Origin of the sequence: Ewingella sp. AOP9-I1-14, assembly GCF_052375995.1 — a bacterium.
Taxonomy (GTDB): Bacteria; Pseudomonadota; Gammaproteobacteria; order Enterobacterales; family Enterobacteriaceae; genus Ewingella; species Ewingella allii.
The window spans coordinates 146512-166903 of record NZ_JBQSVA010000008.1 but is presented as its reverse complement, the minus strand read 5'-3'; the positions used below and the strand labels follow the sequence as shown (position 1 = coordinate 166903).

Annotated in this window: 19 protein-coding genes; 7 read left to right on the top strand and 12 right to left on the bottom strand. The window is 52.4% G+C overall.

The window, feature by feature from the left end; all coding sequences use genetic code 11:
* Window positions 1–29: 29 nt before the first annotated feature.
* The 8 genes from rseP to rpsB form a co-directional block, all read right to left on the bottom strand.
* Window positions 30–1385: a sigma E protease regulator RseP gene (rseP, locus tag ACT3RT_RS19515; RefSeq protein ID WP_353503239.1), complete on the bottom strand. Its 1356-nt coding sequence runs from the start codon at window positions 1383–1385 to the stop codon at window positions 30–32.
* A 41-nt stretch (window positions 1386–1426) separates the two neighbouring features.
* A complete protein-coding gene (cdsA, locus tag ACT3RT_RS19510; RefSeq protein ID WP_353503240.1) occupies window positions 1427–2275 on the bottom strand; it encodes a phosphatidate cytidylyltransferase in 849 nt (282 codons plus the stop codon).
* A 9-nt stretch (window positions 2276–2284) separates the two neighbouring features.
* On the bottom strand, window positions 2285–3043 hold the full coding sequence (gene ispU / locus ACT3RT_RS19505) for a (2E,6E)-farnesyl-diphosphate-specific ditrans,polycis-undecaprenyl-diphosphate synthase (RefSeq protein ID WP_034792792.1): 759 nt from the start codon (window positions 3041–3043) through the stop codon (window positions 2285–2287).
* 228 nt (window positions 3044–3271) lie between these two features.
* Window positions 3272–4468: a 1-deoxy-D-xylulose-5-phosphate reductoisomerase gene (ispC, locus tag ACT3RT_RS19500; RefSeq protein WP_353503241.1), complete on the bottom strand. Its 1197-nt coding sequence runs from the start codon at window positions 4466–4468 to the stop codon at window positions 3272–3274.
* A gap of 159 nt (window positions 4469–4627) precedes the next feature.
* The gene (gene frr / locus ACT3RT_RS19495; protein WP_353503242.1) at window positions 4628–5185 is read right to left on the bottom strand and encodes a ribosome recycling factor; all 558 of its coding nucleotides are present in this window, start codon (window positions 5183–5185) and stop codon (window positions 4628–4630) included.
* A gap of 124 nt (window positions 5186–5309) precedes the next feature.
* On the bottom strand, window positions 5310–6041 hold the full coding sequence (pyrH, locus tag ACT3RT_RS19490; RefSeq protein WP_034792800.1) for a UMP kinase: 732 nt from the start codon (window positions 6039–6041) through the stop codon (window positions 5310–5312).
* Between the two features lie 157 nt (window positions 6042–6198).
* Entirely contained in the window at window positions 6199–7050 is an 852-nt protein-coding gene (gene tsf / locus ACT3RT_RS19485) for a translation elongation factor Ts (protein WP_353503243.1), read from the bottom strand.
* 274 nt (window positions 7051–7324) lie between these two features.
* A complete protein-coding gene (gene rpsB / locus ACT3RT_RS19480) occupies window positions 7325–8050 on the bottom strand; it encodes a 30S ribosomal protein S2 (protein WP_013574193.1) in 726 nt (241 codons plus the stop codon).
* 372 nt (window positions 8051–8422) lie between these two features.
* On the opposite strand from rpsB, the gene map reads away from it, so the two are divergent.
* The 4 genes from map to ACT3RT_RS19460 all read left to right on the top strand — a co-directional run bounded on the left by map (window position 8423) and on the right by ACT3RT_RS19460 (window position 13424).
* Window positions 8423–9220 (top strand): type I methionyl aminopeptidase, encoded by a 798-nt coding sequence (map, locus tag ACT3RT_RS19475; protein WP_034792806.1) that lies wholly within the window; start codon window positions 8423–8425, stop codon window positions 9218–9220.
* 91 nt (window positions 9221–9311) lie between these two features.
* Window positions 9312–12002: a bifunctional uridylyltransferase/uridylyl-removing protein GlnD gene (gene glnD / locus ACT3RT_RS19470; RefSeq protein WP_353503244.1), complete on the top strand. Its 2691-nt coding sequence runs from the start codon at window positions 9312–9314 to the stop codon at window positions 12000–12002.
* A gap of 48 nt (window positions 12003–12050) precedes the next feature.
* Window positions 12051–12875 carry a 2,3,4,5-tetrahydropyridine-2,6-dicarboxylate N-succinyltransferase gene (gene dapD / locus ACT3RT_RS19465; RefSeq protein ID WP_034792809.1) on the top strand — a complete coding sequence of 275 codons (825 nt, stop codon included), beginning with the start codon at window positions 12051–12053 and terminating at the stop codon, window positions 12873–12875.
* A gap of 159 nt (window positions 12876–13034) precedes the next feature.
* Complete coding sequence (locus ACT3RT_RS19460; protein WP_034792811.1) at window positions 13035–13424, top strand: DUF3461 family protein; 390 nt, start codon at window positions 13035–13037, stop codon at window positions 13422–13424.
* 86 nt (window positions 13425–13510) lie between these two features.
* On the opposite strand, the gene ACT3RT_RS19455 is transcribed toward ACT3RT_RS19460, so the two are convergent.
* The 3 genes from ACT3RT_RS19455 to ACT3RT_RS19445 are packed head-to-tail and all read right to left on the bottom strand — an operon-like array spanning window position 13511 to window position 15097.
* A complete protein-coding gene (locus tag ACT3RT_RS19455; protein WP_353503245.1) occupies window positions 13511–13960 on the bottom strand; it encodes a flavodoxin in 450 nt (149 codons plus the stop codon).
* 41 nt (window positions 13961–14001) lie between these two features.
* Complete coding sequence (gene truC, locus ACT3RT_RS19450) at window positions 14002–14772, bottom strand: tRNA pseudouridine(65) synthase TruC (protein ID WP_496203602.1); 771 nt, start codon at window positions 14770–14772, stop codon at window positions 14002–14004.
* A gap of 1 nt (window position 14773) precedes the next feature.
* Entirely contained in the window at window positions 14774–15097 is a 324-nt protein-coding gene (locus tag ACT3RT_RS19445) for a YqcC family protein (RefSeq protein WP_353503247.1), read from the bottom strand.
* A 202-nt stretch (window positions 15098–15299) separates the two neighbouring features.
* On the opposite strand from ACT3RT_RS19445, the gene ACT3RT_RS19440 reads away from it, so the two are divergent.
* On the top strand, window positions 15300–16538 hold the full coding sequence (locus ACT3RT_RS19440) for an MFS transporter (RefSeq protein ID WP_496203601.1): 1239 nt from the start codon (window positions 15300–15302) through the stop codon (window positions 16536–16538).
* Between the two features lie 697 nt (window positions 16539–17235).
* On the opposite strand, the gene syd is transcribed toward ACT3RT_RS19440, so the two are convergent.
* Window positions 17236–17787: a SecY-interacting protein gene (gene syd, locus ACT3RT_RS19435; protein WP_353503249.1), complete on the bottom strand. Its 552-nt coding sequence runs from the start codon at window positions 17785–17787 to the stop codon at window positions 17236–17238.
* 93 nt (window positions 17788–17880) lie between these two features.
* Here syd and queF point away from each other — a divergent pair, with 93 nt between their 5' ends.
* Window positions 17881–18726, top strand: a complete 846-nt coding sequence (gene queF / locus ACT3RT_RS19430; protein ID WP_496203600.1) for an NADPH-dependent 7-cyano-7-deazaguanine reductase QueF — start codon at window positions 17881–17883, stop codon at window positions 18724–18726.
* Window positions 18727–18969: 243 nt separating this feature from the next.
* Window positions 18970–20334: a nucleotide 5'-monophosphate nucleosidase PpnN gene (gene ppnN / locus ACT3RT_RS19425; RefSeq protein WP_353503251.1), complete on the top strand. Its 1365-nt coding sequence runs from the start codon at window positions 18970–18972 to the stop codon at window positions 20332–20334.
* Window positions 20335–20392 lie beyond the last annotated feature (58 nt).

Genomic DNA, 20392 nt, shown 5'->3' with positions numbered 1-20392 from the left:
ATGCGTTCTTCCTAACCTAATCCCCAGCCTTAAAGACGGGAGAAATCATTGAAAAGTGCAAGCCCCATTACCATCACCAGCACTATCGCGCCGATACGGTAACTGAAGTTTTGAACTCGCTCGGAAACTGGCCCACCCTTTAGCTTCTCGATAGCTAAAAACACCAGGTGTCCACCATCTAACACTGGCAACGGAAAAAGGTTCACGATACCGAGATTGACACTGATAAGTGCCAAAAACATCAGGTAGTACACTAAACCATATTCCGCCGACATTCCTGCTCCCTGTGCGATTGAAATTGGACCACTCAGGTTATTCAGCTTAACGTCGCCAGTTATTAACTTACCCAGCATGTTTACCGTGAGCTTCATCAGCTGCCAGGTTTTATCCCCGGCCTCATAGAATGCAACAAACGGCCCATACTGACGGATAGTTTTGTACTCATCAGGCAGTGGTATAACTTTGGGCACCACTCCGGCAAATCCTTGTTCCTTCCCTTTGCCTACCGACTTGGAGTCCGGTGTCAGTGTGAGATCAACCGATGAACCTGCGCGCTCAACTTCTAACGCGATAGGTTTGCCCGGGTTATCACGAACCTGCATGGCAAAAGTACGCCAATTCGCCAAAACTTGACCATCGACTTTAACGATCCTGTCACCAGCTTGCAAACCGGCTTTCTGAGCTGCCGAATCGGTTTGCACTTCTGCGAGCACAGATTCTATCTGTGGGCCGCGAGGAATAATACCCAGCGCGACAACGGGATCTTGCTTTTCGGGGTCAAACCGCCATTGTGTTAAATCTAACTTTTTCTCAACAACTTCAGAACCACCGAATTGTGAGACACCTAAAGTTGTCTGATTGTTTCCGATCTCACCGATTAAAGACAAACGAACTGAATCCCAATCAGGCGTTTCGATGCCATCGATTGACTTAAGTTCCATGCCGGGAGAAATATTCGATTGCGCTGCGATGGATTGTGGGGTGACTTCACCAACAACCGGACGCACGGCTGGGACGCCGATAATGAACACCAGCCAATAGGCAAAAACGGCGAAAATGAAGTTAGCGATTGGCCCAGCGCTGATGATAGCGGCGCGCTGCCAAACGGTTTTACTATTGAAAGACTGGTGGCGCATTTCGTCAGGAACGGTTTCGTTACGCTCGTCGAGCATCTTAACGTAACCGCCAAGGGGAATGACGGCGAGAACGTACTCGGTCCCGTGTTTATCCGTGCGGCGCCACAGAGTGCGCCCAAAACCCACGGAGAAACGCTGAACATAAACGCCACAACGACGAGCAACCCAGAAATGGCCAAATTCGTGCACGGTGATTAGCACCCCCAGTGCAACGATAAAGGCGGCCAAACTCCAGAGTATGTTCATCATATTCCTAACGATCCCTTAGAAGACATCCCGTCTCGGACGGATTAATAAACCAGCAGCATTAAGCATGCAAACACCGGCACAGCCGCAGTCAGGCTATCGATACGATCCAGTATCCCACCATGACCCGGTATCAAGTTACCACTGTCTTTTATACCCGCTTCACGTTTAAACATGCTTTCAGTTAAATCCCCCAGCACCGAAGCCAGAGCAGCAATGACTGAACACACCAACAGCGTAGCAGGAACAACATTTAATGGCGCATAACGCCCGAACAACCAGGAAATCAGGGCCGAAGTGACCAGACCACCGATGACGCCTTCCCATGTCTTACCAGGGGAAACTTTCGGCGCCAACTTGTGCTTACCGAACAGCTTGCCAAACAGGTAAGCGCCAGAGTCTGCGCCCCAGACCAGCAGCATGACATACAGCAGCCACCATGCTCCAGTGTGGTGATTTTCAGCGTAACCGTACTGGCGCAGCGCCACCATACCCCAAAAGAAAGGAACAATGGTCAATAAACCGAAGGCTAAACGTAATATGCGCGATCCGCGCCAAAATGAGGCAGATTTAGGGTAGAAAATAACCAGAACAAAGGCCGCAATCCACCATATTAGGGAAGCCCATAATGAGCCACTCACCTGAGGGAGGTTAATTGGCTGACGATAAGCCGGCATGCTCAGCATCATTGCAATAAGGACAAAGCCACAGAGCACGGCCAGCCAAATGCGCTGACTGCGAGTCTTAAATCCTGAAAGTTGCCCCCACTCCCACGCGGCCAACATACAGATGACTAACGCAACAATGGCAAAACCAAGAGGCGGCAGCATAAACAGTGCAGCGATAACAATGGGGATCAAAATCAACGCTGTGGCGATGCGATACTTCAGCAAAAGTTCTCCCTAGGACGCATTGGCGCCAATAGGTGTAGTGCCCCCGAAGCGACGCTCGCGTTGTGCAAAAGCATTCAGCGCGCCTTCAAAGGTGTTTTCATCAAAATCAGGCCAGAGGACATCGGTAAAGTAAAGTTCTGCATAGGCGATTTGCCACAGCAGAAAGTTACTAATACGGTGTTCCCCACCGGTTCTGATCACCAAATCGACGGGTGCCAACTCGCTCATACAGATAGTGCTATTTAATGCTTCTTCTGTAATTTGCTCAACCTGCAAAGAACCAGCTTCAACTTGACTCGCCAGTTTTTTTACGCCCTGGATAATATCCCACCGACCGCCGTAATTAGCAGCGATGTTAAGCGTAAGGCCGTCGTTATTTTCTGTAAGTGTTTCTGAACGACGGATCCTTTCTTGCAGACGCGCACTAAAGCGGCTGACATCACCGATGATTTTTAGCCTGACGTTATGTTTGTGCAGACTTTTAACTTCGCTGTCCAGTGCACGGACGAACAGCTCCATCAATGCTGAAACTTCCTGAGCAGGTCGGTTCCAGTTCTCACTACTAAAGGCATAAAGCGTCAACGCATTAAGCTGATGGTTGGCCGCAAAACTGACTGCTTTACGGACGGATTTCACACCGGCTTTATGGCCAAAAACGCGCATTTTCCCCTGAAGTTTCGCCCAGCGACCATTGCCATCCATAATAATGGCAACATGGCGTGGCATTGCGCAAGGCGCGTCAGATATCTGTTGCTTTTCGAGGGACATAACGCGTACTCATTTCCTTATTAGGGCAGAACTATGTTAACTGACCGCCAGCGTATTTCTGTGCGCAAAAAAGCCGTGTTCCTGTTCAGGCACGGCTTGCCCTGACTGTTTACCGTTTTTATAGAGTAATCGCATTCAGGTATCGGCACTGAAGGCGCAGTCAGGTGGCGCAGACTATATCATTTCAATGTGATGCGAACAAATTACCGCAATCCGCTATCCGCAACATCATAACGCAAAAGTCTGTAATTTCTGGTGAGCTGACGCACGCGCCGCACGGTCAATTTCCAATACTTCATCAACAGATTGCGGTTCGTTCGCGACAGATTGCTCCATAACTTCGCGATTTATGTTGGCAATGTCGGTAAAGCGAATGTGCCCCGCCAAGAATGCGGCGACCGAAACTTCATTAGCAGCGTTCAATGCCGTGGTGGCTGCTTGCCCCGTCCGGCTGGCTTCGATGGCCAATTGTAAACACGGATAGCGGTCAAAATCAGGCTCGCAGAAGGTCAACGCACCGATTCGGCAGAAATCTAACGCTTCAACGCCGGAATCGACACGATGCGGATAAGCCATCGCGTGGGAGATTGGCGTGCGCATGTCCGGCGAGCCGAGCTGCGCCAAGACGCTGCCATCGTGGTAGCGAACCATAGAGTGAATCACCGATTGCGGATGGATAATGACTTCCATCTGCTCGGCAGAGGCATTGAACAGCCAGCGGGCTTCGATATATTCGAGGCCTTTGTTCATCATGGTGGCGGAGTCGACAGAAATTTTGCGCCCCATAGACCAGTTCGGGTGCGCACAGGCCTGGTCTGGGGTGACGTGGGCAAAGTCTGCCAAAGGTAACTCGCGGAATGGGCCACCAGAGCCGGTAAGGATAATGCGCGATACGCCATTTTCTTCCAAAGAGGCATAGCCAAGCTGCTGCTGAATGCGCTCAGGCAGGCTCTGGAAAATTGCATTGTGTTCACTATCGATTGGCAGAAGCTGGCTGCGGCTTTGGCGAACGGCATCCATGAAGATGCGTCCGCAGGTGATCAGCGACTCTTTATTCGCCAGTAATACCTGCTTGCGCGCTTTTACCGCCGCAAGCGTGGGTAACAGCCCGGCGGCGCCAACGATGGAGGACATCACCTGATCAACTTCATCCAGCGCCGACAACTCACAGGACGCCTTTTCGCCAGAGAGTACCTCTGTTTTTATCCCCTGCTCAGCAAGTATGGTTCGCAATGCTTTGGCAGAAGTTTCATCGGCCATAGAGGCAAAACGAGGTTGGAATTCAATACATTGCTGCGCCATGACGTCCACGTTTTTACCGGCAACCAGTGCAGTTACCTTGAAATCTTGTGGGTTAGCGCGAACGACCGCGAGGGTGCTGCTGCCGACAGAGCCTGTCGAACCAAGGATGGTAAGTTGTTTCATGAAAATACCCGGTAGAACCAGTGCATGATCGCAATGCGCATTAGTCTGAAACCTCTTTGACGGCTTGTCTATGAGATTTAAGCAGCAGGTGGAAAAAGAGAGCGACCACAAAAAATAAAGCGCCGCAAAGGCGGCGCTTGGAGGAAGACAAGTTGTGGATTAGAACTCCATCAACTCGGTTTCTTTCTCGGCTAGTGCGACGTCAATTTTCTTGATGAACATATCCGTCATTTTCTGGATATCATCCTGGGAACGACGATCTTCATCTTCACTGATTTCTTTATCTTTCAGCAAAGCTTTGGTCTTATCGTTAGCGTCGCGGCGTACGTTACGCACGGAAACGCGGCCCTGCTCGGCTTCAGAACGCACAACTTTGATCAGGTCTTTACGACGCTCTTCTGTCAACGCTGGCAGTGGAACGCGGATAGTGGCGCCAGCAGAAGATGGGTTAAGACCCAAATCAGAGGTCATGATGGCCTTTTCAACAGCGGCGCTGATTGAACGGTCAAACACGGAGATAGCCAGAGTACGGGAATCTTCAACCGTTACCTGAGCTAACTGACGCAGTGGCGTGGCAGAACCGTAGTAGTCGACCATGATGCCGTCGAGGATACCCGGTGAAGCACGGCCAGTACGGATTTTGCTGATATGGTTTTTGAATGCTTCGACGCATTTTTCCATGCGGATTTCAGCATCTTTTTTAATGTCGTTAATCACGTTGCGAACCCTTAAGAACTGGTTACTTGGCAGACCATAGCATTAGTATAGTCCGTGAATACTCATGCCAGCCAAGGCTGGCAAACTTGCTTATGATTTCTTGCCAGCAGTGGCAGGGGGAAGATTATTCACCGCGAGAAATCAGCGTACCTTCGTTTTCACCCATCACTACGCGGCGCAGTGCGCCCGGCTTATTCATATTGAAGACGCGAATTGGCAAGTTGTGATCGCGAGCCAGCGTAAAGGCCGCCAAATCCATCACTTTCAGTTCTTGCTCAAGCACTTCTTGGTAAGTCAGTTGTTCGTACAGCGTGGCGTCTGGGTTTTTCACTGGATCAGCAGAGTAAACGCCATCAACTTTGGTCGCTTTTAACACCACGTCGGCTTCGATTTCGATACCGCGCAGGCATGCTGCTGAGTCAGTAGTGAAGAAAGGATTGCCGGTACCCGCAGAGAAAATGACCACGCGATTGTGACGCAGCAGGCTGATAGCCTCGGCCCAGCTGTAGTTGTCACACACGCCGTTAAGCGGAATAGCGGACATCAGGCGAGCGTTCACATAGGCACGGTGTAATGCATCCCGCATTGCCAGACCATTCATCACTGTAGCCAGCATACCCATGTGGTCGCCCACAACACGGTTCATACCGGCTTGTGCCAGGCCTGCACCACGGAACAGGTTCCCACCGCCAATGACCACACCGACCTGAATGCCGAGCTCAACCAGCTCTTTGACTTCCTGAGCCATGCGATCCAAAACGCTTGCATCGATACCAAAACCTTCGCTGCCCTGCAGGGCTTCGCCACTGAGTTTTAGCAGAATACGCTGATAAACGGGTTTCGCATTGGTAGCCATGGTGTCTGTCCTAAGAAGCAATGTGTCGTAATGGGAATCAATCTATACATCATAGCGTTGTTAAAAAGAGACAGCGCACAATGTTATTGGAATTTGGGGCTGGATAAAACGGAACCGCCAATCTTCAGCGGTTCCATTTTAGAGCATCAACTACGAATTAAGACTGTTTAGTCATTGCTGCAACTTCAGCAGCAAAGTCAGTCTCAACTTTAGCGATACCTTCACCAACTTCGAAACGGATGAAGTTGATAACGTCAGCTTTGTGCTCTTTCAGCACTTCGCCAACAGATTTGCTTGGGTCGATAACGAAAGGCTGACCAGTCAGAGAAACTTCGCCGGTGAATTTCTTCATGCGGCCTTCAACCATTTTCTCTGCGATTTCTTTCGGCTTGCCAGACTGCATCGCGATGTCGAGCTGAACTTGGTACTCTTTCTCTACCACTTCAGCAGACACGTCTTCTGGTTTAACGAATTCTGGCTTGCTTGCAGCGATGTGCATAGCAACTTGCTTAACCAGCTCTTCGTCAGCGCCTTTAGCAGCAACCAGAACACCGATGCGAGCACCGTGCAGGTAGCTACCCAGAACTTCGCCTTCCAGAGTAGAAACACGGCGAATATTGATGTTTTCACCGATTTTAGCAACCAGAGCGATACGCTCTTCTTCGAACTGAGCTTTCAGAACGTCAACGTCAGTGATTTTGCCAGCAACAGCGGCGTCCAGGACTTTGTCAGCAAACGCTTGGAAACCAGCATCTTTAGCAACGAAGTCAGTCTGGCAGTTAACTTCCAGAATCACACCGTAGTTGCCTTCGATCTTGGTTTTGATCACGCCGTCAGCAGCTACGTTGCCTGCTTTCTTAGCAGCTTTGATCGCGCCAGATTTACGCATGTTTTCGATTGCCAGCTCGATGTCGCCGTTAGCTTCAACCAGAGCTTTCTTACAATCCATCATGCCAGCGCCAGTACGTTCGCGCAGTTCTTTTACCAGGGCAGCGGTAATATCAGCCATTGTATTTTCCTCGATTATCTCGCTGCAAAAGGGACTTTTGCGGTGAGATATTTCTCGCATTTAAGATAAGCAAAGGGGGCCAATAAAGGCCCCCTAACCAACATATTCAATACCTGGTTAATAAGGGCTCTATACCCGTCATAGTTCGAATTGTTTGTGCGTTGGCTACGTTCGTTCACCCTAGTCACATAGTTATCTATGCTCCCAGGGATTCTCTCTCTTGCCGCCTTCCTACAACTCGAACTATTTAGGGTATATATGGGAGCCTGTCTTATTATTCAGCTTCTACGAAGCTTTCTTCTGCCTGAACAGCCAGATCTTGCGAACGGCCTTCACGGACAGTGGCAGCAACAGCGCTCAGGTACAGATTAACTGCACGGATTGCGTCATCGTTACCTGGGATAACAAAGTCAACGCCATCCGGATCGGAGTTGGTATCAACAATGGAGAATACCGGGATACCCAGGTTGTTAGCTTCTTTGATTGCAATGTGTTCGTGATCGGCGTCGATGACGAACAGAGCATCAGGAAGACCACCCATATCCTTGATACCACCCAGGCTATTTTCCAGCTTCGCAAGCTCACGAGTGCGCATCAGCGCTTCTTTCTTGGTCAGCTTTTCGAAAGTGCCGTCTTGAGACTGAATTTCCAGGTCTTTCAAACGTTTGATTGACTGACGAACGGTTTTCCAGTTAGTCAGCATGCCGCCCAACCAGCGATGGTTCACGAAGAACTGGTCGCAGTTGTGTGCAGCTTCTTTTACCGCTTCGCTTGCAGCGCGTTTAGTACCAACGAACAGGATCTTTCCTTTACGGGAGGAGATCTTCTGCAACTCAGCCAGAGCTTCGTTGAACATTGGAACAGTTTTCTCAAGGTTGATGATGTGAACCTTGTTACGAGCGCCGAAGATGAATGGCTTCATTTTCGGGTTCCAGTAACGGGTCTGGTGACCGAAGTGAACACCGGCCTTGAGCATGTCGCGCATGGAAACAGTTGCCATGATAAAACCTCTATAAGTAGATGCTGGGGTTATGCCTCCACGTATCCCATAACGCCGACCCTGCAGAACGAATTCCCAGAGCACCCCGGCGAATGTGTCGATACGTGTGTGTTATTACTTACGTTAATAAGTACACATATGAGTGAGTGTTCGGCTTTAATCACGCTCAAGCTCCGAAGGGCTGTCGCGGATTGCCGGCGCGCTTTATACCATAATTCACGACCTGACGGCAACTTTTGTTGGGAACTATAGTTCGCGGAAAATGATAGTTTGGCAGGCAATATCAGGGCTGATACCATAAGTCTAAGCTAATTATTGACGACGTTTTAGCAGAATGAAAGGCGTCAACACAGGATACCCGCAGGATCACCCATGGCAATTTCAATCAAAACCCCTCAAGACATCGAAAAAATGCGCGTTGCTGGCCGTCTGGCTGCTGAAGTGCTGGAAATGATCGAACCTTACGTTAAGCCCGGCGTGAGCACTGGCGAATTAGACCGCATTTGTGCTGATCACATTAATAATAAGCAGCAGGCCGTTTCCGCCTGTCTGAATTATCACGGCTTCCCGAAATCTGTCTGCATCTCGATTAATGAAGTGGTTTGCCACGGAATTCCAAGCGAAGATAAGATTCTGAAAGACGGCGATATCGTGAATATCGACGTGACCGTTATTAAAGATGGCTTCCACGGTGACACCTCCAAGATGTTCATCGCCGGTAAACCGACCATTCTGGGCGAGCGCCTGTGCCGTATCACTCAGGAAAGCCTCTATCTGGCGCTGAAAATGGTTAAGCCGGGCATTCGCCTGCGCACGCTGGGTAAAGAGATCCAGAAATTCGTCGAAGCTGAAAACTTCTCCGTGGTTCGCGAGTACTGCGGCCACGGGATTGGTGAAGTCTTCCACGAAGAGCCGCAGGTACTTCACTATGATGCCGATGACGGCGGCGTGGTGCTGCAAGCCGGCATGGCATTCACTATCGAACCTATGGTTAATGCCGGTGATTACCGCATTCGCACCATGAAAGATGGCTGGACAGTAAAAACTAAAGATCGCAGCTTGTCGGCGCAATACGAGCATACTATTGTGGTCACCGAGAACGGTTGTGAAATTATGACGCTGCGTAAGGATGACACCATCCCGAATATCATTACGCACGACCAGCAGTGATCCCCTTCTGAAGAAGGCGGTTTAAATCTGGTTATCAAGCCGACGCAAGTCGGCTTTTTTGTCTCTTACTGTAAGAATGGGCTGCGCAAAAATGATTGAACATTCACCTGCTGAACAAGATCTTCCCACTCCGCCATCTTCGGAATCTCTTCCCGCGATCCCCCCGCAGCCCGCCTCCCCTATTACCTATCCTGACGATGATTTAACTCGCCAGAGCCTGAAGCAGCACATGGAGCAGTTCCAGCTGTGGCTGGCCGATGCCTTTAATGCCGGGCAGCGCGCGGAAGAGCTGGTCGACGCGCGATCCCTGTTCATCGACCATCTATTACAACGCCTGTGGACCTTTTACGGCTTCGACGATGTGCCGGAAACCGCCATGGTGGCCGTCGGCGGCTATGGGCGCGGTGAGCTGCACCCACTTTCCGACATTGACGTTTTAGTCCTCAGCCAGCGCCGCCTCAATGACGAGCAGGCGCAGCGCATCGGTGAGCTTATCACCCTGCTGTGGGACTTAAAGCTGGAAGTTGGCCACAGCGTGCGCACCCTCGAGGAGTGCCTGCTGGAAGGCTTGGCCGATCTCACCGTCGCCACTAACATGATTGAATCGCGGCTGATTTGCGGCGACGTCGCGCTGTTCCTCAGCATGCAAAAACACGTTTTCAGCGACGGTTTCTGGCCTTCGCCAACCTTCTTCCGCGCCAAGATTGACGAGCAAAATGAGCGCCATCAGCGCTACCACGGCACCAGTTACAACCTCGAGCCGGACATCAAAAGCAGCCCCGGCGGCCTGCGTGATATCCACACCATTTTATGGGTAGCCCGCCGCCACTTTGGCGCCACCTCTCTGGACGAAATGGTGGCCTTCGGCTTCCTCACCAAAGCCGAGCGCAATGAGCTGATTGAATGCCAGAGCTTCCTGTGGCGCATTCGCTTTGCGCTGCATCTGGTGCTGCCGCGCTATGACAACCGCCTGCTGTTCGACCGCCAGCTAAATGTCGCCCAACTGCTGCAATATCAGGGGGAAGGCAACGAGCCGGTCGAGCGGATGATGAAAGATTTCTACCGCATGACGCGCCGGGTTGGTGAGCTGAACCAGATGCTGCTTCAGCTGTTTGACGAAGCTATTTTGGCTATCGGGCCGAATGAAAAACCGCGCCCGCTCGATGAGCATTTCCAATTACGCGGCGACCTGATTGACCTGCGCGACGAGTCGCTGTTTACTCAGCGCCCGGAAACCATCATCAGCATGTTCTACCTGATGGTGCGCCACCGCGAAATTAAGGGGATTTACTCCACCACCGTTCGCCTCCTGCGCCACGCGCGTCGCCATCTGAAAACGCCGCTATGCATGATCCCCGAAGCGCGCAGCATCTTTATGTCGATTCTGCGCCATCCGGGAGCCGTCTCCCGCGCGCTGGTGCCGATGCATCGCCACAGCGTGCTGTGGGCCTACATGCCGCAGTGGGGGCTGATTGTCGGCCAAATGCAGTTTGACCTGTTCCACGCCTACACCGTGGACGAACACACGATCCGCGTGCTGCAAAAGCTGGAAAGCTTCGCCGATGAGGCCACTCGCCCGCGCCACCCGTTGTGCGTCGAGCTTTACCCGCGCCTGCCGCAGCCGGAATTACTGCTGATGGCGGCGCTGTTCCATGACATCGCCAAGGGCCGTGGCGGCGACCACTCGATTCTGGGCGCGCAGGATGTCTTGGAGTTCGCCGAGCTACACGGGCTGAATTCGCGCGAAACCCAGCTGGTCGCCTGGTTGGTGCGCTGTCACCTGCTGATGTCGGTTACCGCGCAGCGCCGCGACATTCAAGATCCGGCTGAAATTCAGCAGTTTGCCGCCGAAGTGCAGAGCGAAAATCGCCTGCGCTATCTGGTAAACCTGACCGTGGCGGATATTTGCGCCACCAACGAAACCCTGTGGAACAGCTGGAAGCAGAGCCTGATACGCGAGCTCTATTTTGCTACCGAGAAGCAGCTGCGCCGTGGGATGCAGAACACGCCGGACCTGCGCGAACGGGTCCGTCACCACCGTCTTCAGGCTCTGGCCCTGCTGCGCATGGACAATATCGACGAAGAGGCGCTGCACCGCATCTGGAGCCGCTGCCGTGCCGACTACTTCCTGCGCCACTCGCCGAACCAGCTGGCATGGCACGCCCGTCACCTGCTGGAGCACGACTCCACCAAGCCACTGGTGCTGGTCAGCCGACAGGCGACGCGCGGCGGCACGGAGATTTTCATCTGGAGCCCGGACCGCCCTTATCTGTTTGCTACCGTGGCCGGAGAGCTGGATCGCCGCAACCTGAGCATTCACGACGCGCAGATTTTCACTAACCGCGACGGCATGGCGATGGACACCTTTATCGTGCTTGAGCCGGACGGCAGCCCGCTGGCGCTGGACCGCCACGAAGTGATTCGCCACGCCTTGGAGCAGTCCATGACGCAGGCTTATCAGCCGCCGCGTGCGCGCCGCCCTTCGCCAAAATTGCGCCACTTCAGCGTGCCGACCGAGGTCAGCTTCCTGCCGACTCACACCGACAGACGCAGCTACATGGAACTGGTCGCGCTCGATCAGCCCGGCCTGCTGGCGCGGGTGGGGGAAGTGTTCTCTGATTTGGGGCTGTCACTGCACGGCGCGCGCATCTCCACCATCGGCGAGCGCGTTGAGGATTTATTCATTCTGGCGAATGGCGAACGCCGCGCGCTGGACAAAAAAACCCGTCAGGAAATTCAGCGTCGTCTTACCGAGGCGCTCAACCCTAACGATAAAATGTGATACAAAGAATATTAACTTTTTAACACCACTATCAGGAAAGAGAACAGGATGCAGCAACTACAAACCCTAATTGAAGAAGCCTTCGAACGTCGCGCAGACATTACGCCGACAAACGTAGACAGCGTAACCCGTGATGCCGTGACTCAAGTGATCAATAAGATCGACAGCGGCGAACTGCGCGTTGCAGAAAAAATTGATGGTCAGTGGGTAACGCATCAGTGGCTAAAGAAGGCAGTGCTGCTCTCTTTCAGAATCAATGACAACGAAGTGATGGAAGGCGCGGAAAACCGCTTCTACGACAAAGTCCCAATGAAATTCGCCGAATACGACGAAGCGCGCTTCAAGCGTGAAGGCTTCCGCGTCGTGCCACCAGCCGCTGTGCGCAAAGGTGCATTTATCGCCCGTAACGTGGTGCTGATGCCTTCTTACGTCAACATCGGCGCGTTCGTTGATGAAGGCACCATGGTTGATACTTGGGCGACCGTAGGCTCTTGTGCGCAGATCGGTAAAAACGTTCACCTGTCTGGCGGCGTGGGCATCGGCGGCGTTCTCGAGCCACTGCAGGCAAACCCAACGATCATCGAAGATAACTGCTTCATCGGCGCGCGTTCAGAAATCGTGGAAGGTGTGATCGTTGAAGAAGGCTCAGTGATTTCCATGGGCGTTTACATCGGTCAAAGCACCAAGATTTATGACCGTGAAACCGGCGAAGTGCATTACGGCCGTGTGCCAGCAGGCTCAGTCGTGGTTTCCGGCAACCTGCCTTCTAAAGATGGCAAATACAGCCTGTACTGTGCGGTGATCGTTAAGAAAGTGGATGCCAAAACCTTGGGCAAAACCGGTCTTAATGAGTTATTGCGTTCCATCGACTAAACTCAATTTGGCGGGTGAATTTACCCGCTATTTTATTGATGTGATTCCCTTTTATGACGGCCGTTTTTATCATGGGAAACTGTGCCTTAAATCAATGATAATGGCCGTCGTTTCGCTCATTATGACAACTTACTAGTAGAATCTAATAAAGGTGGCGCTATGTATGACAACCTGAAAAGCTTGGGTATTACGAATCCTGACGACATCGATCGTTACAGCCTGCGTCAGGAGGCCAATAACGACATTCTGAAGATCTACTTCCGCAAAGATAAAGGCGAGTTTTTTGCTAAAAGCGTGAAGTTTAAGTACCCACGCCAGCGTAAAACGATCGTGGCCGACAATGCGGGCCAAGGCTATAAAGAAATTCACGAAATCAGCCCGAATCTTCGCTATGTCATTGATGAGTTAGATCAAATCTGTCAGCGCGATCAGGTTGAAGTCGATCTGAAACGTAAAATTCTTGATGACCTGCGTCATTTGGAATCCGTGGTGGCAAACAAGATCACCGAGATCGAATCTGATCTGGAAAAACTGACCAGCGGCCGATAAGTTTCGACTCCCGCCGCGTTCGGTTGATATAAAAAAAGGTCAGGTGAATAACCTGACCTTTTTTATTGCCGCTGCGACATGAAAGCTTATTTAAGCAGCTGGCCCCATTTTTCAGCCCAAGGAACCGCCACGGTTTCCGGCTCGGCGGTTTCCATGGCATCAATTTCCAGCAAATCGCCAAGACGCGATGCACCCTGCTCTTGCAGCAAATCATCCATTTTATGGCCGCCGCCGCAGAAGTGATCGTAGCTGCTGTCGCCCAGAGCAATTACCCCGTAGCGCAGTTCAGGCTGATAACCGACGGTGTCGCGGATAGCCTCAAACAGCGGCTTGATGCTGTCCGGCAGGTCGCCCTGTCCGGTGGTAGAGGTAATGACCAGGGCAAAATGGTGACGATAATATTGCCAGGCTTCCAATGTGCCTTCTTCGAACAGTTTCACCTGATGCCCTTGCTTCTTAAGAACAGTTTCAGCCTCTTCTGCTACCAGCAGCGCATTGCCGTAAACGGTGCCGACAAAAATACCAATCTCAGCCATGGTGTAATTCCCTCGTTAATCTAAAAGTCATTGAAAAATGGTTAGCTATCCTGACCGCAGTCGGCAGCAAACTCAACCCTTTCAAGTGCAGGGACACGCGCCTGCCACCCGAAACGCTCCACCAGATTTTGCCAGCGACTGTCCCACTTGGCGGTGATCTCCAGCATGTCACCCGTCACCGGATGAGGCAATTGCAGATGGCTGGCATGCAGCATTAAGCCGGGGCAGCCAAAGTGCTCGACCATGCCGCGGTTTTGCTTCAGGTCGCCGTGGGCGCTGTCACCCAAAATCGGATGGCGAAGGTGAGTCATATGGCGGCGCAGCTGGTGCTTGCGGCCGGTCTCCGGTTTAAGCTCAACCAAGCTGTAGCGCGCCGTGTCGTAACGCCCAACCGGCACGGGCATCTCCACCTGCGCCAACACGCGATAATGGGTCACCGCAGGCTGAGGGGCCTTGTCAGGGTTGGAGAACTTGTCAGCAATCTTGTCCAGCTCTTCGGTCAGAGGATAATCCAGCGTGGCGTCTTCAGCCACATAGCCGCGCACCACCGCGTGGTAAGTCTTATTCATTTGGCGCGTTTCGAGCTGCTGCGACAGCAGTCGGGCGACCTCGCTGGAGAGTGCGAACAGCAGCACGCCCGAGGTCGGCTTATCCAGTCGATGCACGGTAAACACATGCTGACCAATTTGATCGCGCAACGTTTGCATCGCAAAAACGGTTTCATGTTTGTCCAGCCAGCTACGATGAACCAACATGCCAGCGGGCTTGTTCACCGCCACCAGATGCTCGTCCTGATACAAAATTTCCAGCATGTCAGTCTTCTATATTCAGCAAATCGTCCAGACGCTGCAGCTCAGCCAGCAGGGAGTGAGCCTCAGGCAAGGCGACTTCGAAATAAGGCGTAATCGCAAAGCGGGTCGGTAAATCGGCTTCGGCGGCCAATAAAGCAAACATCCTTGGTACCAGCACCCATTGCAGCCACTGCTCGGCATTCATGGTGTCGACGGAGAAAGGCTCAACGCTGTCAAAGGCTTCCGCCTCGGGTGGCACTTCGCTCCACAGGTCCAGCCGACGCATAGCCTGTTCAATATCGTGTAAAATATGGCGAACCTGATTTTCTGTACTTTCTGAACTCATCGCACTCTCTCTGCATTCATTATTTGTGGGCGTCAAAGGCTCTCACAATGTGGCAAAGCATAGCATTGAAGCCGTAAGGCCCCAACTGCCAGCTATGCCCCTTCTAAGCTTATCGCTAATTCTTATCTATAGGTTTTTCATACTGGTACTTAGCGTGCTCTGCGGGCAAAATAATCCAACTTTACATAACTTGACGCTAACTATGCCTGCCCAACACTCCAAAAAAGCCCACGCCACCCCGGCCAAAGCGATGATTGCCTCCGTCACTGGCTACGCCATGGATGGTTTCGACCTATTAATTCTCGGATTTATGCTACCCGCCATCGCCACAGAGCTGGGCCTGACCTCATCTCAAAGCGGTTCACTGGTCACCTGGACGCTAATAGGTGCCGTGCTCGGCGGCGTGATCTTCGGGCCAATCAGCGATCGCTTTGGCCGCATTCGCGTTCTGACCTTCACAATTTTGATGTTTTCCCTGTTTACCGGCCTGTGCGCTATCGCTCAGGGGTACTGGGATTTGCTGGCCTACCGCACCTTGGCGGGCGTTGGCCTAGGCGGGGAGTTTGGTATTGGCATGGCGTTAATCGCCGAGGCTTGGCCTGCTGAGAAGCGTAACCGGGCTTCGGCTTACGTCGGCATGGGCTGGCAGCTTGGTGTCTTGCTTGCGGCCTTCCTGACGCCGCTGCTGCTGGGCGTTATTGGCTGGCGCGGCATGTTCTTGGTCGGCTTACTGCCTGCCCTTGCCTCCTTCTTAATTCGCCGGACCATGGGCGAGCCAGAAGAGTTCGTCAAACATGCCAGCAAAGCGCCGACGGAATCGCTGTTTAGCCGGGTCAAATTGCTGTTCAAAGATCTGCCGACCACCAAAGCCAGCATTGGCATTCTGATCCTCTGCTCGGTGCAGAATTTTGGCTATTACGGGCTGATGATCTGGATGCCAAGCTACCTGTCGAAGAACTTCGGCTTCTCGCTGAACAAATCGGGCCTGTGGACCGCCGTGACGGTGATTGGCATGACGTTCGGCATCTGGCTGTTCGGCGTGCTGGCGGATCGTTTCCCGCGCTGGAAAATCTTCCTGATTTACCAAATCGGCGCGGTGCTGATGGTAGTGTGCTACGCCCAGCTCACCGATCCTACGGCGATGCTGTTCGCCGGTGCCGTGATGGGGATGTTCGTCAATGGCATGATTGGGGGATATGGCGGTTTGATATCAGACACTTATCCGGTAAATGTTCGCGCTACGGCACAAAATATCTTGTTTAACGTCGGGCGGGGCGTGGGCGGTTTCGGGCCACTGGTGATAGGCATGCTGGTGTCGCAAGTCTCCTTCACCGCCGCCATCAGCTTGCTGGCAGCCATCTACCTGTTAGATATCTATGCGACTTTATTCTTGCTGCCAAAGCGCCAAGGTAAAGAAGATGCGCTGGGCGCTATTGGGTAAGTTATTGGCAAATAGGCACTGAGAAGGCAACTGCCTGAGCCGCTGAACAGGGCTTGGGCAGAGAAATGCGCGGCTAAAACGAGAAGATGTTGAAAGCAGAAGATAGAGACAAAAAGTTGGGGGCACTGTTTGCACAGTGCCCCCGGTTCGTTTTATAGCAATCCAGCTACCTAAGTGCTCCCTGCTCAATCCCTGAAAACTTTTCCTTTGGTTATCCTAACCAGCCATCCTTTGCATCGTCCAACTTTCATCCTGACGAGTCTTCCTGATATCTTCCTGATATTGATCCTTTAGTCTTCCTGACCCACTCGTTATCCTTTCCGAGCTCTCAATCTCCGTCCTGGAGGTGTCCCTTGTTTCGTCCTGAAACATCCTAGCATGCTCCGATGCTGTCCTGACTCGTCCTGAGCCTATCCCCTACTTTATGAAACAGCCATCATCCTAATGTTCTGTCTCATGTCATCCTTCGACACAGTTAGAATCGTCTATTTTGTGACGTCGAACAAGGTAGCTTGTGAGACAAATGATAGCTAAGTAACTATCACTCATGGGCAACCACAACCTAACTAATTGTTATTTAAAGGTTGTGCTAATGGACTGGAGAAATAGCGCGAACGATTAAACGACATATCTTACAGGCTGTGTGAGAGATCTCTCACACGCTTGTGAGCCAATTGGCTTGAATCAACTGTCTGACTTAATCCGGAAAAGCAGGAGAAAGCCCTGCTAAAAACTCTGACAACGTAGGTGCCAGCAGAGTTCGCTTCTTGCTACCAAACTGTTCCAGCACCACCTCGCCGCTAACATTGCACAGCGAAACCATGCTCATTTCGGAGTCAGTGGTAGCCAAGAAAATGGTCGGTGTGAGTTTTAACCGCTTCTGAGTCACCAGATGGCCAATCAGGTTTTCTTGCAGACGAGTGAAGTCTTCCGGGCTCCAAACCTGCAGCAGAGTTAGGCGCTGGTCCTGCCATTTAGCCGACATATCCCCGGCAAACTGCGTGGTATAAAACGCGTGAGCTTCAGGGCGCAGCTGCAAGTCGAGCGCGCGCTCCACGTTGGCTAATGTCTCTTCAGGGCTGAAAACCTGGGTCAGCCAGTAGACGGCAGTGTCGCTGCTTTTCACTACGCAGGGGGAGTCAACGCCCAGCAGATCCTCGCTCGACGGAGGGAAACCTGTCTCTTGCTGCCAAAAATCCACATAACGCTGGGTAAACTCACGTAATGCTACAGAAACATCTGAAGCCATAAATTCTCTCATCTTCATACCGGGCTAAGTTAAACTAGCGTGAAAGGTTTTCTCATATTCTATTGTACCCAGAACTTAGACTAAGGTGACAGCATGTCCTTATATCAGGATAATCCCGCCCTCTCGCAGCTGACATTGGGCAAATCAACGCCTTATCGCGACCAGTATGACGCGTCGCTGCTGCAAGCCGTTCCGCGCAGCATGAACCGCGAGCCTTTGGGGCTGTTCCCCGACAATTTGCCGTTTCACGGCGCGGATATCTGGACACTCTACGAATTGTCCTGGCTCAACGACAAAGGCTTGCCGCAGGTGGCGGTAGGTGAGATTAGCCTGAATGCCAACAGCATTAATCTGATCGAATCCAAAAGCTTTAAGCTGTACCTGAACAGTTTCAACCAGACCAAATTCGCCAGCTGGGACGTGGTGTTAGAGACATTAACTCGTGATCTCAGCGCCTGCGCCGAAGGGGACGTCAGCGTCACCCTCACTCGCCTTGAAGACGTGGAAGGCAGTCCGGTTGGCCGTTTTGCCGGTGAGTGCATCGACAATCAAGACATCACCATCAACAGCTACGAATTCAGCACCGATTATCTGGCACAAGCCGCCGGTGATGAGATGGTCGAAGAGTCGCTGGTCAGCCACTTGCTGAAATCCAACTGCCTGATCACCCATCAGCCCGACTGGGGCTCGGTGCAAATTCATTATCGCGGGCCGAAAATCAATCGCGAAGCCTTGCTGCGCTATCTGGTTTCTTTCCGCAATCACAATGAATTTCATGAGCAGTGTGTTGAACGCATCTTCAACGACATCATGCATTTCTGCACGCCTGAAACATTAGCGGTTTATGCTCGTTACACGCGTCGCGGCGGTTTAGACATTAACCCGTGGCGATCCAACTTCCCGTTCACTCCTGCAACGGCTCGCCTTGTCAGACAATAATGCGAGATGCCGCTCAAGAACTAACCTAACAGTCAGCTTGAGTTGGTAAAAGCCGGAGGACGAGGTTACTGTTAATTCTGAAGGCGTTACGCGGCGTATCTCATCGCCACGGCGCCTTCGGAATCAGCTAAATATTCCTGCCATCAGGATCCGGCACGCCGCAAAAAGCGAGATCCCAAAAATCATGTGCAGCCTTTCTGCCGGCAGAAGTGAATACCGCCCATCGGGCGTAAAGGAGCAACTTTGATCACACATATCAGCCCGTTGGGCTCAATGGATTTGTTGTCGCAGTTGGAAGTCGACATGCTCAAACGCACTGCGAGCAGCGACCTGTACCGCCTGTTCCGCAATTGCTCACTCGCCGTGCTCAACAGCGGCAGCCAGACTGACAGCAGTAAAGAGCTGCTCGATCGCTACGAAAGCTTCGATATCAACGTGTTACGGCGCGAGCGCGGCGTGAAGCTGGAGCTGGTAAATCCGCCAGAAGATGCCTTTGTCGATGGCCGAATTATTCGTTCTCTGCAAGCCAACCTGTTCGCCGTGCTGCGCGATATCCTGTTTGTAAACGCGCAGATCGCCAACAATAATCGTTTCGAAAACTTCGACAAAGAGAACTCCGTCCACCTGACCAACATGGTGTTTTCTATCCTGCGTAACGCCCGGGCGCTGCATCTGGATGAAGACCCTAACATGGTGGTTTGCTGGGGCGGTCACTCTATTAATGAAGTGGAATACCAGTATGCGCGCAACGTCGGCAGCCAATTAGGCCTGCGCGAACTGAATATCTGCACCGGCTGTGGGCCGGGCGCGATGGAAGCCCCAATGAAAGGCGCGGCGGTAGGCCACGCGCAGCAGCGTTATAAACTCGGCCGCTTTATCGGCATGACCGAGCCATCAATCATCGCGGCAGAGCCACCTAACCCGTTGGTTAATGAACTGATTATCATGCCAGATATCGAAAAACGCCTTGAGGCGTTCGTGCGTATAGCGCATGGCATCATCATCTTCCCTGGCGGCGTGGGCACGGCCGAAGAGTTGCTGTATCTGCTGGGTATTCTGATGAATCCGGAAAACAGCGACCAAGTGCTGCCACTGATTCTGACCGGGCCGAAAGAGAGCGCCGACTACTTCAACGTGCTGGACGCCTTCATCAAAGACACGCTGGGTGAAGAAGCCCGCAAACACTACACCATCATCATTGATGATCCGGTGGAAGTGGCGCGCCAAATGAAGCGCGCGATGCCATTGGTGAAAGAGAATCGTCGCAACAGTGGCGATGCTTACAGTTTCAACTGGTCGATTCGTATCGCGCCGGACCTGCAAATGCCGTTTGAGCCGAACCACGAAAACATGGCCGCGCTGAATCTCTACCCGGACCAGCCACCCGAAGAGCTGGCCGCCGCGCTGCGCCGAGCCTTCTCGGGGATTGTGGCAGGTAACGTGAAAGAGTTCGGCATCCGTGAAATCGAGAAACATGGTCGTTTCAAGCTGCACGGCGACCCGGCATTAATGAAGAAAATGGACAGCCTGCTGCAAGGTTTCGTCGCCCAGCACCGTATGAAGCTGCCGGGCAGCGCCTATATTCCTTGCTATGAAATCTGCGCCTGACGCTAAGTGACGCGCAGATTTAAGGGAAACGTAGGGCGGCGCGAGTCGCCCTACTTAT

Bases quoted from the DNA above. Each gene is read 5' to 3' on its own strand.
- queF (WP_496203600.1), top strand. From the start codon at position 17,881: ATGTCCTTATATCAGGATAATCCCGCCCTCTCGCAGCTGACATTGGGC.
- rseP (WP_353503239.1), bottom strand. From the start codon at position 1,385: ATGATGAACATACTCTGGAGTTTGGCCGCCTTTATCGTTGCACTGGGG.
- syd (WP_353503249.1), bottom strand. From the start codon at position 17,787: ATGGCTTCAGATGTTTCTGTAGCATTACGTGAGTTTACCCAGCGTTAT.
- rpsB (WP_013574193.1), bottom strand. From the start codon at position 8,050: ATGGCAACTGTTTCCATGCGCGACATGCTCAAGGCCGGTGTTCACTTC.
- ispU (WP_034792792.1), bottom strand. From the start codon at position 3,043: ATGTCCCTCGAAAAGCAACAGATATCTGACGCGCCTTGCGCAATGCCA.
- ACT3RT_RS19440 (WP_496203601.1), top strand. From the start codon at position 15,300: ATGCCTGCCCAACACTCCAAAAAAGCCCACGCCACCCCGGCCAAAGCG.
- dapD (WP_034792809.1), top strand. From the start codon at position 12,051: ATGCAGCAACTACAAACCCTAATTGAAGAAGCCTTCGAACGTCGCGCA.
- ACT3RT_RS19445 (WP_353503247.1), bottom strand. From the start codon at position 15,097: ATGAGTTCAGAAAGTACAGAAAATCAGGTTCGCCATATTTTACACGAT.
- glnD (WP_353503244.1), top strand. From the start codon at position 9,312: ATGATTGAACATTCACCTGCTGAACAAGATCTTCCCACTCCGCCATCT.
- map (WP_034792806.1), top strand. From the start codon at position 8,423: ATGGCAATTTCAATCAAAACCCCTCAAGACATCGAAAAAATGCGCGTT.
- ispC (WP_353503241.1), bottom strand. From the start codon at position 4,468: ATGAAACAACTTACCATCCTTGGTTCGACAGGCTCTGTCGGCAGCAGC.
- ACT3RT_RS19455 (WP_353503245.1), bottom strand. From the start codon at position 13,960: ATGGCTGAGATTGGTATTTTTGTCGGCACCGTTTACGGCAATGCGCTG.
- pyrH (WP_034792800.1), bottom strand. From the start codon at position 6,041: ATGGCTACCAATGCGAAACCCGTTTATCAGCGTATTCTGCTAAAACTC.
- ACT3RT_RS19460 (WP_034792811.1), top strand. From the start codon at position 13,035: ATGTATGACAACCTGAAAAGCTTGGGTATTACGAATCCTGACGACATC.
- truC (WP_496203602.1), bottom strand. From the start codon at position 14,772: ATGCTGGAAATTTTGTATCAGGACGAGCATCTGGTGGCGGTGAACAAG.
- tsf (WP_353503243.1), bottom strand. From the start codon at position 7,050: ATGGCTGATATTACCGCTGCCCTGGTAAAAGAACTGCGCGAACGTACT.